Here is a 14346-nt window from a genome sequence, read left to right on the forward strand (position 1 = left end):
TCGCTCCCACATTTGGAATGTCGGTGAATCCGGGTTATTTACGCATCCGCATCAATTCTGGCAGCCCGATCTTGAGCAACCGCGCCGTGCGGCTCTTCGCCAGTTCCTCAATGCCCTCATGCTCGGTCAGACGCGCCATCTGCGCCGCCATGTTCATCACCAGCGCCTCACGGGAATACACCCCGCCACCGAGCTGATAGACCGACGCGATCAGCTCGCGCAGCTCCAGCGGCAATCGCCAGCGGGTGCGCAAGGCCGAACCATAAGCGGCGCCAAACTCCGCCAGCGCCTCGCCCACCTCCTCCCACTCATCCAGCTCTCCGCCGGCCTGTTTCCACTCCTGCAGACAACGCAACAGCGCCAGATCACCTAGACGATGCAGCATGCCCGCGCAGTAACAGCGTTCCTGATCCAGATCGAGCAGGCGCGCCAGGGTGCGCGCGTATTCAGCGGTATGCAGCGACAGGCCCCAGTAACGCTCAGCGTAATCCGCCAGACATGGATCGCTGAGCCTGGCGCTGCGCTTGAGTGCCAGACCCAGAATCAGGTTCATGCTCTGCCCGGTGCCCAGCCGATGCAGGGCTTGCGCCAGTGTTTGCACCGGCTCGCCATGGTGCTGCGCCGCGCTGTTGGCCGCAGCAATCAGCACCGCCGTGATTTGTGGGTCGGTGCGAATCTCTTCTTCCAGCAGCTTCAGATCCAGCCCGTTGGGGTTGAGGCTGCGTTTAACCGCCACCTGCACATCGGTCATCAGTGGCGCACCATCGGCCTGCTCGCGACGGCGCTCGAGAAACACCGACAAGGTCATACCCGGCGCCAATGTCGGCACCTCACAGGACACCTCTTCACCGGCATTGAGCAGCAAACCCTGCAAACGCTCGGTCAGGCTCTCCATGTTCAGTGGTTTGGTCAGATAGGCCGTAGGCGCCAACGGAATCGCTTCGCGCACGCTGGCGCTGTCGTTGCGGCTGCTCATCAGAATGAACGGCAACGGCGGGTTGCGTTTGCGCTGCCGCACGCTGCGCAGCACGCTCAAACCGTCGATACCGGGCAACTCCCAATCAACGATAGCGAGGTCATACGGCACCTCACTGAGCATCGACATGGCTTGCTGGCCATCGGCACACAGATCCAGCCGTGCGTCGCAACGCACGTTCAGCAACACTTGTTTGAGCAGATCGCGAGACCACGGATCGGCCTCGGCAATCAACACTCGCGGTACAGCGGGTAATTCAACGGCAGTCATGCGCGCGCTCCCTTGCAATGCCTGAACCTTAGCCAATGCTGGCCATTCGATACAGTGCGAATGCGCAGATGAGTTTCAAAGGGCGTAAAAAAACCCGCCGCAGCGGGTTTTTTGTCGATCAGATCACAGGCAGATCAGAGCTCGGAGAAGCACTCTTCGATGATCGCCAGACCTTTGTCCAACTGCTCGTCCGGCGAAGTCAGCGGTACCAGTACGCGCAGAACGTTGCCGTAGGTGCCGCAGGACAGCAGGATCAGGCCCTTGTCGCGCGCCTTGGCCACAACAGACGCCACTGCAGCCGCGTTTGGCTTGTGGCTGTCGCCGTTTTCGAACAGCTCGACCGCGATCATCGCGCCCAGGGCACGGACTTCGCCGATGACCGGGTATTTGGCCTGAATGGCTTTCAGGCCAGTGACCAGACGCTCGCCGACAGCCTTGCAGCGATCCAGCAGCTTTTCTTCTTCGAACACTTCCATCACGGCCAATGCCGCGGCGCAGGCGATCGGGCTACCGGCGTAGGTGCCGCCCAGGCCGCCTGGGGCGATGGCGTCCATATATTCAGCCTTGCCGCAGACACCGGCCAGCGGGAAGCCGCCAGCGATGGATTTGGCGAAGGTGGTCAGGTCGGCAGCAACGCCCATCTGCTCCATGGCGAAGAACGTACCGGTACGGCCAGCGCCAGTTTGTACTTCGTCAGCGATCAGCAGGATGCCGTGCTGGTCGCACAAAGCACGCAGACGCTTCATGAATTCCTTCGGCGCAACGTAGAAACCACCTTCACCCTGCACAGGCTCGATGATGATCGCAGCGATGTCTTTCGGCTCGGCGTCGTTCTTGAAGATGCGCTCGATGGAAGCGATCGAATCGTCGATGCTCACGCCGTGCAGTTCGTTCGGGTACAGCGCGCGGAAGATGCCGCCTGGCATCAGGCCCATGCCAGCCGAGTACGGCACGACTTTACCGGTCAGGCCCAAAGTCATCATGGTGCGACCGTGGTAAGCGCCAGTGAAGGCGATCACACCAGCGCGGCCAGTGGCGGCACGGGCGATTTTCACGGCGTTTTCCACGGCTTCGGAACCGGTGGTCACCAGCAGGGTTTTCTTGGCGAAATCACCCGGAACCTTGGCGTTGATCTTTTCGCACAGCTCAACGTACGGCTCGTAAGCCAGCACCTGGAAGCAGGTGTGGGTCAGCTTGTTCAGCTGTTCGGTCACGGCGGCGATGATTTTCGGGTGCACGTGGCCGGTGTTCAGCACCGCGATGCCGCCAGCGAAGTCGATGAACTCACGACCTTCAACGTCAGTCACGGTAGCGTTCTTCGCCGATTCAGCGAAGATCGGGTGAATCTGGCCAACACCACGTGGAACAGCTGCGGTACGACGGGCCATCAGTTCTGCGTTAGTCTTGCTCATTACAGTCCTCATTCGCCGCTCATCGGGCGGCGTGGTTCAAGGATTAAGCGGGAGAAATCGACGGTGGCAGCATGCGATGATCGACTGCCACGGCGTTCCTGGCCGCAGAGAAAATTCCGGTTTGAAACGACGCAAAGGGACAGCGCTCTCGTGCCCTTTGCGTTTACAGCGATCTCTTACAGGGCTTAGATGCCCAGGCAGAGGTATTTGATTTCCAGGTAATCTTCGATGCCGTACTTGGAGCCTTCACGGCCCAGGCCCGAGGCCTTGATGCCGCCGAATGGCGCGACTTCGTTGGAGATCAGCCCGGTGTTGACGCCGACCATGCCGTATTCCAGCGCTTCAGCAACACGGAACACACGACCGAGGTCGCGAGCGTAGAAGTAGGAGGCCAGACCGAACTCGGTGTCGTTGGACATCGCGATCACTTCGGCTTCGTCTTTGAAACGGAACAACGGCGCCAGAGGGCCGAAGGTTTCTTCCTTGGCCACAGCAGCATTTTTCGGCACGTTGGTGAGGATGGTCGGCTCGAAGAAGTTGCCTTCCATTGGCTTGCCGCCAGCCAGCACGGTGGCGCCTTTGGCTACGGCGTCAGCGATATGCTCTTGCACCTTGGCCACGGCTTTTTCGTCGATCAGCGGGCCAGTGGTGGTGCCGTCTTCCAGACCGTTGCCGATCTTCAGTTTGGCCACGGCCACTTTCAGCTTCTCGGCGAACGCGTCGTAGACCGAATCCTGAATGTACAGACGGTTGGCGCAGACACAGGTCTGGCCGTTGTTGCGGTACTTGGAAATGATCGCGCCTTCGACGGCCTTATCCAGATCCGCGTCGTCGAACACGATGAACGGCGCGTTGCCGCCCAGTTCAAGCGAGACTTTCTTGATGTCCTTGGCGCACTCCGACATCAGCTGACGACCGATTTCGGTCGAACCGGTGAAGGACAGCTTGCGCACGATCGGGTTGCTGGTCAGCTCGCTGCCGATGTCGCCAGCGCTGCCGGAGACCACGCTGAACACGCCCGCAGGAATACCTGCGCGCTGAGCCAGTTCGGCCAGGGCGAAAGCGGAAAACGGCGTTTGCGAAGCAGGCTTGAGCACCATGGTGCAACCGGCAGCCAGCGCCGGGCCGGCTTTACGAGTGATCATCGCCGCCGGGAAGTTCCACGGAGTGATAGCTGCGGTCACGCCGATTGGCTGCTTGATTACGATCAGGCGCTTGTCTGGCTGGTGGCCCGGAATCACGTCACCGTAGATGCGCTTGGCTTCTTCGGCGAACCACTCGATGAACGAAGCGGCGTAAACGATTTCGCCTTTGGCTTCGGCCAGCGGCTTGCCCTGCTCGAGGGTCATCAGACGCGCGAGGTCGTCCTGGTTCTCGATCATCAGTTCGAACCAGCGACGCAGCTTGCCGGCACGCTCTTTGGCGGTCAGTGCACGCCAGGCCGGCAGCGCTTTGTCAGCGGCTTCGATGGCACGGCGGGTTTCGGCGGCGCCCATTTTTGGCACGGTACCGAGGATTTCGCCGGTGGCCGGGTTGTTGACCTTGATCGTCTGACCGTTGTCCGCATCGACCCAAGCGCCATCAATGAAGGCTTGCTGGCGGAACAACAGGGTGTCTTTAAGCTGCATGTCGGCTTTCCTTAACAGCACCGCGGCCTGCGCGGAGCAAAATTATGATTGTAGAAAGGCGCCTCGCAAGGCTGCCGTCAGGGAAATCAGAGACCGGGTGTGGCGCATCAACCGTGCACGATTCGAAACACCGGCGCTTCAACGCCCGGTCAACGAGCGTTTGAAATCTCAAACGGATCGTAGGATCAAAGGGGTTAAAGGACAATAGGTCGTTCGAAAAAAAGAACAAAAACGGCGTGTTTGTGGAATTTTTCAGATCAACGCGCCTAAAGCCTCAGCCGCAGCAAAACCATAGAACAGTCCCGCAAAAGCGCCAAGCGAGGGTTTTGCAGGACGTTACCGCTTTATGGAATACCGCGATTTGCACCGACACGCGCACTGACAATACGCCCCAAAACCCAGCATGGACGCCCCGAGCCGACCTAGGTATGATGTCGCCCGCTGCACCAGTAGCTCAGCTGGATAGAGTACTGCCCTCCGAAGGCAGGGGTCGTGGGTTCGAATCCCGCCTGGTGCACCATTGATTTAAACGAGAAAGCCCCGGACTGTGATGGTTCGGGGCTTTTTTGTGGGCGATGCAGAGGGAGCGGAACGACGTCACTCCGTCGTCCAGTCAAACTCGTCATAATCCTCATCGTCGTCTTCCTCCTCAACCTCTTCAAAAACATCGTCTTCCTCAACGACATCTTCTTCCGGCTGGTTAAGCAGAAATTCCTTACGCGCTTCAGTAATCGCTCGCCGCATCTCTTCGCCCTTGTCCGGGCAGTTGAGCAGTTGGGCGATGCGGTCAATTTTTGCTGCCACGTTGTCCTCCAGCGTATTGGCAATGCCCCGATAGTGCGCGTTTTTGCGGGGCAATGCCAAATGGCTGGGGGATCAGGCGGTCATTTTTTCTGCAACTGTAGGAGTCGGGTGTCGAGATCGGCGTTCGGGTAGCGTTTGTGCAGGTTGTTGAACAGGCTGTCGGCGGCCTGCGATTGGCCGGATTCGCGCAGACGCAGGACTTCGCGCAGTTGCGCGTCGAGGCCATTGGCCGGGGCGGCGCTGCGTTTGCTCAAATTGGCTTCGTCGGCGCTGATGGCTTCGCTTTGCATCGGCGCAGCCATTTCCGCCATTGGCGCGGGTGCGGCCATGCCGCCGGCGGGTGCTGGCAATGCTTCGGGGGCTTGTTTACGCATCAGCGGTGCGGCAGGTTTGGCAGCCGGGGCGAAGTCGTATTGCCCTTGCGGCTCGGGCGCGCGTTGTACCAGCGATAACATCAGGGCGATACCAACGAGGCTGGCGAACGCCACTTGCCAGCGTGGGTTGCGGCAGGCGTCGAGCCAGCGTTGCCACAGACCTGGCTGTGGTGACGGGGTTTCGCGGCGGGCCGCCTCAAGAATGAATGCATCAAGGTGTGCAGGTGGCTCGGCATGCTGCTCACGGTAATGCTTGAGCAGTTGTTCTTCGGGATTCTGGCGGGCGTCAGTCATGTCAGTACCTCCTCGGCCAGCAGCCGACGCAGTTTTTGCTGGGCGTAGCGCAAGCGGCTTTTGACGGTTTCCAGCGGTGTTTCAGTGAGGCTGGCGATTTGTGCCAGGTCGAGGTCGCCGTGGGCGCGCAGCAGGAACACTTCGCGTTGGTCGGCGGGCAGGGTTTGCAGGGCGCTTTCCAGGCGTTGGCTGTCACGGCTGAGGCTAAGCAGTTGTTCGGGATCGTTCGTCTCATCGCTGACCGCGTGATTTTGCTCGTCGTAGCTGTCGTGCAGCGGTTGGCGGGCGCCGTGTTTGCGCCAGTGGTCGATCAGGCGATTGCGGGCAATCTGAAACAGCCATGTACGAAATGTCGCCCGCCCTTGTGGCTGACTGGTGCTGCGGATCAGGCTGAGCCAGGTTTCCTGAAACACTTCGTCGGCCAGTTCCGGTTTGCCGCTCAACCCCAGTAAAAATCGGTACAAGCCTTGGCGATGGCGGGCGTACAAGATCTCGAACGCCGCGCCGTCGCCCTCGCGGTAACGCGCGAGCAGCGATTCATCGCTGCTCGCGGTTGAGCTGTCTGCCGAGGCAAACAGCTGACTGATAAAGCCTTTCAGACGACTCACTTATTCAATCCGTCGTTCAGTGGCCAGCGCGTTCGAAGCGCTCGCGGTACGCAGACTTTGTGCCAGCTCGACCAATTGCACGAACTCGTTGCGCAAACCGAAGCGGTCATCGCCGCGAGCGCCACGGGCCAATGCTACGGTGTCTTTCAGGCTGAAGTCGCCGGTGTAGCGAGCGTCCTTGAGTTGCTGGGAAAACGCGGCGACGGCGGCGGCAAAACGCAGATCCTCGCTGGCGGTTGCAACCTGATTGGCGATGGGCCGTTCGATCAGCAGACTTTTCCCACCTTCGGGACGCTGATAACGCACACGCAGCATCGCCAATTCTCCGCTCTTTGCCGAAACAGCGGCGTCGGAATTGCCGTAACGCAGCGGTTCCAGCCAGCCTTTCTCGCCCGCCGGGACAATTTCGTACAACGCGGTCACCGTGTGTCCTGCGCCGATTTCGCCGGCATCGACTTTGTCATTGCTGAAATCCTCACGCTTCAACGCACGGTTTTCGTAGCCGAGCAGGCGATATTCGCTGACCTGCGCCGGGTTGAACTCCACCTGCAGTTTGACGTTCTGCGCCACAACGGCGAGGGTCGAACTCAACTGATCCACCAACACTTTGCGCGCCTCGCGCAGGTTGTCGATGTAGGCATAGTTGCCATTGCCGGCGTCGGCCAATTGTTCCATCAGGTGTTCATTGTAGTTATCCACACCGAAACCCAGGGTTGTCAGCGAAATCCCGGTTTTGCGTTTATCCACAGCCATTTGCTTGAGGCTGTCGAAGTCACTGATGCCGACATTGAAGTCACCGTCGGTGGCCAACAGGATGCGATTGATGCCTTTGGGGATGAAAGCCTGCTGCGCCATTTGATAGGCCAACTCGATGCCCGAAGCGCCAGCGGTCGAACCACCGGCGGTCAATTGCTCGATGGCAGTACGAATTTTCGCTTTGTCGCGTCCGGAAGTCGGCTCCAGCACCACTCTCGACTCACCGGCATACACCACCAGCGACACGCGATCCTGATCGCGCAACTGATCAACCAGCAGTTTCAGCGTGCTTTTGACCATCGGCAGGCCTTCGCGGCGATCCATCGAGCCGGACACGTCGACCAGAAACACCAGATTGGCCGGGGCCAGTTCCGCCACGGCGCGGTCGGAGGCCTTGATGCCGATGCGCAGTAAACGCGTATGCGGGTTCCACGGTGAAGCGGCCAGTTCGGTGGTCACGCCAAACGGCGAGCCATCGCTGGGCAACGCGTAATCGTAGGGGAAGTAATTGACCATTTCCTCCAGTCGCACGGCACCTTCCGGTGGCAGCCGACCTTGGTTGAGCAAGCGGCGGACATTGGCGTAGGCGCCCGTGTCGACATCAGCGCTGAAGGTTGAAACCGGAGTTTCGGCGACATTGTGGATCGGGTTGTCGGCCAGTTTTTGATACTGCTCGCGCGACTCGTCACGGTAGCCCTGTGGATAACTGTCTGCGCTGGGCATCGCGGCGAAACTGGCGATGGGCGCCGGCCGGACCATGCGCTTGGCCATCGCCCCCCCCGCCATAGCGGCTTCCTGCTGAACCAGCACTTCAGGCTGTGCCGCCGGTGGCACAACCGCAGAATCGGGTGTGGAAGACGCACCGCAACCGGCGAGCGCCAGCAGCACACCAACCGCAACAGGACGCAAAAGAGAAAGAGACATGGGGGCTGACCTCGGGATGAAGTTGATCATTCATCCCGTGAGACGGGCAGCCCTTTCAGTTCGGGTTAAACGCCGCGAAAAAATTTTCAGCGATGATAACGGCGCACCGCACTGCTGTTGCGCAGCACATGGCCTTTGATTTTTTCCATCAGCTCGGCGCGGGTCAGACCGGCCGGCAAGGCGTCTGGCGCGAGATCCAGCGCGTAAATCTGGATGATGTAGTGGTGCGCACTGTCGCCCACTGGCGGGCACGGCCCCATGTAATGGGTGTTGCCCTTGCTGTTGGTGCCGCCAACGCCTTCGAATGCGGATTTGGCACCGACGCCTGCCGCAATCTGGTGCGTGGTGGACTTGATGCCGTAGTGAATCCAGTGATCGACGCCCAGGCCTTTCTGGCCGTCAGGGTCGTGCATGACGATCGCGTAGCTCTGGGTGCCGGCAGGCCCGGCGTTCCAGCTCAGCGCCGGCGACTGGTTCTTGCCGCCGCAACCGGGCGCATCGCTGGCCGCGGCCGAGGTGAACAGGCGGTTATCGGAAACCCCCGGAATGCTCAGGGTGAAACGCTCTTGGGCCTGCGCCGGGAGCTGCACGCAAAGGGTGACGGCGAGGGCCGCCAGCCAGGGGTTGAGAGAGGTCAATCGGGTCATTCCGGGAGCACCTTGTGCAGTGGGGCCGTCGTCGGCCTGCAAACTATAGCTGTACCGTTCGTGCCGTGGCAGTAGCAAATGGCTGAACCTCGCACTGCGGCGCAAACTCACAAGAGAAATGCCCGCGAGGAAGCCGCTCATGCCCCTGCACCGTGTCGCCCGTATCGCCGATGTCCCTGAAGACCGTGGCCTGCAAGTTGAAATCGGCGACTGCAAGCTTGTGCTGTTGCGTATCAACGGCCAGCTACGCGCGTTTCAGGGCGAATGTCCACATGCCGGCGCGCCGTTGGCCGAGGGTGCGTTGTGTCACGGACGCCTGATCTGCCCTTGGCACAAAGCTGCGTTTCGCGCCGAGGATGGCGCGTTGTGTGAGCCCCCGGCGCTCGACAGTCTCAAGCGCTATCCGCTGGAACTGCGTGGCGACGAGATTTGGGTCGATGATCAGCCATTGCCCGATCCGCATACGCCTCCAGCGGATGATTCGCGTACTTTCGTGATTGTCGGTGCCGGAGCTGCAGGTACGGCGTGCGCGGCGGCGTTACGGGAAAAGGGTTTCGGTGGCCGGATTGTGATGATCGATCGCGAGGAGGCTGCCGGCTACGACCGCACGGTACTGAGCAAATTTGTTCTCGCAGGGGAAATGCCGGCGGCAGAAACCCCGGCGTTGCGCGACGAAGTTTTCTATAAAGAGCAGCGCATTGAACGCCTGCACAGCGAAATCACCGCACTGGACGCCCAGGCCAAAACCCTGCAGCTCAACGATGGCCAGACCCTGAACTACGACGCCGCCGTACTGGCCACGGGTGGCGAGCCCAACCCGCTGGATTTGCCTGGGGCTGAGCTGCCCAACGTGTTCGTCCTGCGCTCAAAAGCCCAGGCCGAACAGATCATGAACACTGCCAGACCGGACCAGCGCGCCGTCATCATCGGCGACAGCTTCATCGCCCTCGAATGCGCATCGGCCCTGCGCCAATATGGCCTCGACGTCACGGTACTGGCTCGCCACGCGATTCCCTTCGCTGCGCAATTCGGTGAAGCCGTGGGCCAGGCGATCCGCGCACTGCACGAACAGAACGGGGTGAAATTCATCACCGAACACGCAGCCACGGAGATCATCGGCGATGGCAAGGTCGAGGCCGTGCTGCTGGACAATGGCCTGCGTCTTTCGGCAGATCTGGTGCTGGCCGGGGTCGGCGTGCACCCGGCCACCGAGGCATTCGCGGCACTGCCGAAAGAAAAAGATCAGTCATTGCGCGTTGATGGCGGCCTGCGCGTCACCGAAGGCCTATGGGCCATCGGCGACATCGCCACGTTTCCGCTGAACGGCCAGTTGCAGCGCATCGAACACTGGCGCCTGGCCCAGCAACACGCACGCATCGCCGCTGCCAATATGCTCGGTGGCGAAGAGCGTTACCTCGACGTACCGGTTTTCTGGACCTGGCATTTCGGCAAGAATTACGACTACCTCGGCCACGCCGAACACTGGGATGAGGTCGAGTTTCTCGGCGAGCCTGAACATCCGCCATTTATTGGTCTGTTCGGTAGAAACGGTGTGCTGGTCGCTGCAGTCGCTTGCGAGAAGGAACGGGCGATGGCGCTGCTGGCCGAGCGAATGAAGCAACCGCTGGCAATGGAAGAGGCCTGGACATTGATCCGCGACTGAAACAAACCCGTGTAGGAGCTGCCGAAGGCTGCGATCTTTTGACTTTAAAGATCAACAGATCGCAGCCTTCGGCAGCTCCTACACAGGGTTCACCATTCAGGTAATACGATTCACCGGTTCGCGATTATCGTCATCTTCAGCATGCAGAAAGATCACCCGCGGGTGCTCCAGCGGTGCCAGCGGCGGTGGCAATTCCTGCGGTTGAACCGGCCAGAAATGCGTCACCACATGGCTGATGTCGCCCTCCTGATCGTTGTGAATGGTCATCACCCCAGGCGTGCGCAGTTTCTGGAAGCGATCGTCGCAAAGCTTGAAGCTCTTGCTCAGCCCCGCATCGTCGATCACCGGCGATGGTAGACGGCGCTGGGCGAAGCTGCGGCTTTTGCGCTGCTGATAACGCGCCCAACCAATCAGAATCACTGCATTGACCAAGGCCACCCACAGATAGATCTGCAAGGTGCCCAGCGCTTCGAACGCTGAATTGTCGATGCGCGGCCCACCCGCGTGAGTTTCGATCAACGGCCACAGTCCGCGTATCAGCAAAAACAGCAGCCCCACCCACGCCACCACGGTGAGAATCACATCGACCACGACCAGAAACGGCCGCTGGCGGGTCCGGATGATTTTCATTTGATGACCTCCTCTTCGTCGTCGCCGATCGGTTTGATGCCGCGGTCAGGGCTGACCCAACGCGCACGTTTCTGATGTTGGCCGAACAAGACTTTCGGGAAGCTGACCAGCGTGGTCAGCAAACTGACAAACCAGAATGCGATCGGGTACCAGACCACCCAGAACATGGTCTTGCCCAACCCCGGCTCGTAGCGCCGGTCGATGATGATGCTGACGGCGAACTGCACCAGGCAGACAAACGCCAGTAGCAACCCGGTGAATGCCGGCGGCATCAAATGATCCACCGCGATGGCTTCGGGCATGACCACGAACTTGCCGACACCCCAGAAGATCACCGACAACAGGAAGGTGAATGCCCATCCGGTCGACAGGCAGTATTCGAACAGCAGCGGCCACAGATACCGGTGACGGTACTGCCAGATGCCACGGATGTTCTTGAACAGCACTTCGGCGCCGCCCTGAGCCCAGCGCAGACGCTGCTTCCACAGTCCGCCGAGGGTTTCCGGCATGAGGATCCAGCACAGCGCGCGCGGCTCGTAGAAAATGCTCCAGTGGTCGAGTTGCAGCTTCCAGCTGATGTCGATGTCTTCGGTGATCATGTCCGGGCTCCAGTAACCGACGCGGTTCAGCGCGGTACGGCGGAACGCGACGATTACGCCGGACACGGTGAAAATCCGCCCGAACACCCGTTGTGTGCGTTTGATCAGGCCGATGATCGAGGAGAACTCACCGACCTGCACCCGCCCGACCAGCGTCGAGCGCGTACGTATCCGCGGGTTACCGGTGACTGCGCCAAGGCGTGCGTTATCCAGCATCGGCGCGACCAGATACGCAGCCGTGTTCGGTGCCAGCAGCGCGTCACCGTCGATGCACACCAGATACTCACTGCGCGCAGCAATCGCGCCCATGCGCAGAGCGACAGCCTTGCCCTGGTTCTCCGCCAGATGCAGCACGCGCAGACGCGGATCTTCCTTGGCCAGCGCATCGAGCACTTGCGCGGTGTTGTCCTTGGAGCCGTCGTTGATCGCGATGACTTCGATGTTCGGGTAATGCTGGGCCAGCGCCGCGTGGATCGTATCGGCGGCGTTGTCACCTTCGTTGTAGCAAGGGATCAGGATCGAGATCAGCGGCTCGCCTTCCAGTGGCGGTGGCAGGGTGTCGTCCTTCCACGGCCAGTGGCGCTCCCAGTGCAGCCAGAAGTACAGGCCACCGGCAATCCACAACCCGGACATGAACAACGGGTAGAAGAACACGAAGTCCATCAGGAACTGCCCGGTGACCAGGAAGATCAGCCCCAGCGGCACGCCGAGGACGAGCGCCAGAACAAGCAGGGCTAACAGTCTATCCAGCATGTTATGGATTCCATTTGTTGGAGAGGGCAGGCCTTACGGTTTTCAGGTCCGGCAGGTTGTCGAGGAAGTTGTCCGGGTAGTAGCCGAAACTGGTCGCGCCCTGACGCTTGAGACGGCCCATCCAGTCCGCCAGATGCGCACCGTCGATGTCGGCCTGATCCTTTTTCGTCCAGTCGCGGGCCTGCAATTCGAACACCGTGCGGTTCAGGGCTCCGGGACGCTTGCTGACGGTTTGCACCAGGGTTTCCAGCCACGGGCCGGACTCGGCCTGGGTCTGTTTTTCCATCAGCGGCATAGCCATTGGTGCGGTCCAGTCGTAGGTCTGCAGGAAATCGTCGAGGTTCTGTGCGTACCAGGCTTCACTGTCGGGATTGAGCATCGGCTCGGCGAAAATGTTGCGCGCGGTCAGCACCTGCGGGCCACGGATGGCGCGAACTTTGGCAGTCAGCTCGTTGGTGAAGTCGATCAGGTAGCGGCTCTTGAACCGCGTCCATCGCTGCAGGGCCGCCGGGTCATCGCGCAACGCCGCGATCGAACCCGGCAAGCCGCTGGCCGCATAAGCTTTGAGCGCCGCAGGACTGGCATCTTCAAAGTCCGACAGAATCGCATCGTCGTGATAAAGGATGCCGTTGACCGAGGTCAGGCGCGCCAAGTCTTCGTAGATTTCACCGATGATCCGTCGCACTTCAGGATCGAACGGCGACAAGCGTTGGTACTGATCCGGATCCACCGAGGTGATGCCGGTTTTCGGGTCCCAACGGGTCACGCGCGGCAGTTTCGAGTCGAGACCAAAACTCAGCACCGGCATCCACGCAAAGACCTTCACGTTAGCGCGGGTACGTAGCTGCCAGGCGACGCGGTTAAAAATATCCGCACGTACCGGCAAGTGACGGTTCGGGAAGTACAGCGAGTGCACCAGACCATCGCCCTTCGGGTCGGCAAAGGCTTGCAGGAACACCGTGTTGGCGCCCATGTCGGCCATGCGCTGCACCAGTTTGCCGAGGTTGATGTCCTGTTGTGCCGGGTCCGGGTCGTAGACGTTGTCCAGATCGACATGCACCACGCGCATGGCGAAATCCGACTGCACGCCGACGACGCTGTTGGCGAAATGCTGACCATCAGGGTCAGAGGCGACGAGGAAACGCGGGCTGCTCATCAGGTTGTCGAGAGCGTCGAGGCCGTCATCCAGGGTCAGGGCCATTTCATAGCCCTGCTCGCCGACCACGGTCAGCGATGTGCCGTCCGCCGCGCCATACGGCCAGACCCAGACGCGGGGTTTCTTGCCGGTGACCTTGCGGATTTTTTCCGAGATGTTGTTCACGTCGGTGCGGATCCGTGCCTGGAATTCGGCCTCGGATTCATAACGCTTAGTCAGCGGATCGTAGCGCCGGGTCGCGGCAGCAGGCTGCAGGTTGCCCTGCGGGTTGGCCAGAATGCCTTTGTGGTTGGCGTCGGTGTGCGCGGCGATTTCCACCAGACCGGATTGCGAGATCTCGCGCACCTGATCCCAGGTCAGGAAATCGGAACGTGCGCGCGGAGCGCCGGCGAAATCCACCGGTTGATTGAGCGGCGTGTCGATCCAGACGCCGACCGGCGCCAGCAACGCGTGCCAGTTATAGGCGCGCAGTACCGGCAGCACGCGGGTGTAGAAACTCGCATAACCATCGTCGAAACTGAGCAGGATCGCTTTCGCCGGCAGCTCCGGGCCGCCCTTGCGCGCGGCCATGATCTGGTCGACCGTCACCGGTTTGTAGCCGTTTTCGCGCAACCAGGCGAGCTGCTCGATCATGCGCTCGGTGCGCACCGCCACCACGGCCTGATCGGGATCGCGGTCTTCAACATCGTGATAGGCGATGCCGAGCACGTGATTTTTCGGCCAGGGTTTTTCACTGGCCGCCAGCGGACGCTCGGACGGCGGCGCGAAGGCCGGAGCTTGCTGGGCACAGGCGCTGACCAGCAGCACTCCCAGCAGAAGGATGCAACGCGAAATCAAAGGCATCTTCAAACT

12 protein-coding genes and 1 tRNA gene are annotated in these 14346 nt (G+C 60.6%); 2 read left to right on the forward strand and 11 right to left on the reverse strand.

Features of this window, described 5'->3' with window-relative positions:
- Window positions 1–34 precede the first annotated feature (34 nt).
- The 3 genes from M9827_RS18265 to gabD form a co-directional block, all read right to left on the reverse strand.
- Window positions 35–1246 carry a response regulator gene (locus tag M9827_RS18265; protein WP_250606481.1) on the reverse strand — a complete coding sequence of 404 codons (1212 nt, stop codon included), beginning with the start codon at window positions 1244–1246 and terminating at the stop codon, window positions 35–37.
- Window positions 1247–1380: 134 nt separating this feature from the next.
- Window positions 1381–2658, reverse strand: coding sequence for a 4-aminobutyrate--2-oxoglutarate transaminase (gene gabT, locus M9827_RS18270; RefSeq protein WP_250606482.1), 1278 nt, complete (start codon window positions 2656–2658; stop codon window positions 1381–1383).
- Between the two features lie 185 nt (window positions 2659–2843).
- Complete coding sequence (gabD, locus tag M9827_RS18275) at window positions 2844–4286, reverse strand: NADP-dependent succinate-semialdehyde dehydrogenase (protein WP_093440380.1); 1443 nt, start codon at window positions 4284–4286, stop codon at window positions 2844–2846.
- A gap of 443 nt (window positions 4287–4729) precedes the next feature.
- Between gabD and M9827_RS18280 the strand changes: the two genes are divergently transcribed.
- Window positions 4730–4806: transfer RNA gene (locus M9827_RS18280), tRNA-Arg, on the forward strand.
- 77 nt (window positions 4807–4883) lie between these two features.
- On the opposite strand, the gene M9827_RS18285 is transcribed toward M9827_RS18280, so the two are convergent.
- The 5 genes from M9827_RS18285 to M9827_RS18305 all read right to left on the reverse strand — a co-directional run bounded on the left by M9827_RS18285 (window position 4884) and on the right by M9827_RS18305 (window position 8693).
- Window positions 4884–5150, reverse strand: a complete 267-nt coding sequence (locus M9827_RS18285; RefSeq protein ID WP_250606483.1) for a hypothetical protein — start codon at window positions 5148–5150, stop codon at window positions 4884–4886.
- A gap of 20 nt (window positions 5151–5170) precedes the next feature.
- Complete coding sequence (locus M9827_RS18290) at window positions 5171–5758, reverse strand: hypothetical protein (protein WP_250606484.1); 588 nt, start codon at window positions 5756–5758, stop codon at window positions 5171–5173.
- A complete protein-coding gene (locus tag M9827_RS18295) occupies window positions 5755–6336 on the reverse strand; it encodes an RNA polymerase sigma factor (protein ID WP_250606529.1) in 582 nt (193 codons plus the stop codon). Before M9827_RS18295 ends, M9827_RS18290 begins: the two co-directional genes overlap by 4 nt.
- Window positions 6337–6366: 30 nt before the next feature.
- Window positions 6367–8046, reverse strand: a complete 1680-nt coding sequence (locus M9827_RS18300; protein ID WP_250606485.1) for a vWA domain-containing protein — start codon at window positions 8044–8046, stop codon at window positions 6367–6369.
- Window positions 8047–8132: 86 nt separating this feature from the next.
- Entirely contained in the window at window positions 8133–8693 is a 561-nt protein-coding gene (locus M9827_RS18305) for a YbhB/YbcL family Raf kinase inhibitor-like protein (protein WP_250606486.1), read from the reverse strand.
- Between the two features lie 139 nt (window positions 8694–8832).
- Here M9827_RS18305 and M9827_RS18310 point away from each other — a divergent pair, with 139 nt between their 5' ends.
- A complete protein-coding gene (locus tag M9827_RS18310; protein WP_250606487.1) occupies window positions 8833–10356 on the forward strand; it encodes an FAD-dependent oxidoreductase in 1524 nt (507 codons plus the stop codon).
- 96 nt (window positions 10357–10452) lie between these two features.
- On the opposite strand, the gene pgaD is transcribed toward M9827_RS18310, so the two are convergent.
- Genes pgaD through pgaB form a run of 3 tightly spaced genes read right to left on the reverse strand, consistent with a single transcriptional unit; the run spans window position 10453 to window position 14337 of the window.
- Window positions 10453–10986, reverse strand: coding sequence for a poly-beta-1,6-N-acetyl-D-glucosamine biosynthesis protein PgaD (pgaD, locus tag M9827_RS18315; RefSeq protein ID WP_250606488.1), 534 nt, complete (start codon window positions 10984–10986; stop codon window positions 10453–10455).
- On the reverse strand, window positions 10983–12338 hold the full coding sequence (pgaC, locus tag M9827_RS18320) for a poly-beta-1,6-N-acetyl-D-glucosamine synthase (RefSeq protein WP_122844372.1): 1356 nt from the start codon (window positions 12336–12338) through the stop codon (window positions 10983–10985). The genes pgaD and pgaC overlap by 4 nt, the downstream gene beginning before the upstream one ends.
- A 1-nt stretch (window position 12339) precedes the next feature.
- Window positions 12340–14337, reverse strand: a complete 1998-nt coding sequence (pgaB, locus tag M9827_RS18325; protein ID WP_250606489.1) for a poly-beta-1,6-N-acetyl-D-glucosamine N-deacetylase PgaB — start codon at window positions 14335–14337, stop codon at window positions 12340–12342.
- Between the last annotated feature and the right edge of the window lie 9 nt (window positions 14338–14346).

The organism is Pseudomonas sp. AKS31 (assembly GCF_023634765.1).
GTDB lineage: Bacteria > Pseudomonadota > Gammaproteobacteria > Pseudomonadales > Pseudomonadaceae > Aquipseudomonas.

Bases quoted from the DNA above. Each gene is read 5' to 3' on its own strand.
- M9827_RS18300 (WP_250606485.1), bottom strand. From the start codon at position 8,046: ATGTCTCTTTCTCTTTTGCGTCCTGTTGCGGTTGGTGTGCTGCTGGCG.
- gabD (WP_093440380.1), bottom strand. From the start codon at position 4,286: ATGCAGCTTAAAGACACCCTGTTGTTCCGCCAGCAAGCCTTCATTGAT.
- M9827_RS18265 (WP_250606481.1), bottom strand. From the start codon at position 1,246: ATGACTGCCGTTGAATTACCCGCTGTACCGCGAGTGTTGATTGCCGAG.
- M9827_RS18305 (WP_250606486.1), bottom strand. From the start codon at position 8,693: ATGACCCGATTGACCTCTCTCAACCCCTGGCTGGCGGCCCTCGCCGTC.
- gabT (WP_250606482.1), bottom strand. From the start codon at position 2,658: ATGAGCAAGACTAACGCAGAACTGATGGCCCGTCGTACCGCAGCTGTT.
- pgaC (WP_122844372.1), bottom strand. From the start codon at position 12,338: ATGCTGGATAGACTGTTAGCCCTGCTTGTTCTGGCGCTCGTCCTCGGC.
- pgaD (WP_250606488.1), bottom strand. From the start codon at position 10,986: ATGAAAATCATCCGGACCCGCCAGCGGCCGTTTCTGGTCGTGGTCGAT.
- M9827_RS18310 (WP_250606487.1), top strand. From the start codon at position 8,833: ATGCCCCTGCACCGTGTCGCCCGTATCGCCGATGTCCCTGAAGACCGT.
- pgaB (WP_250606489.1), bottom strand. From the start codon at position 14,337: ATGCCTTTGATTTCGCGTTGCATCCTTCTGCTGGGAGTGCTGCTGGTC.
- M9827_RS18290 (WP_250606484.1), bottom strand. From the start codon at position 5,758: ATGACTGACGCCCGCCAGAATCCCGAAGAACAACTGCTCAAGCATTAC.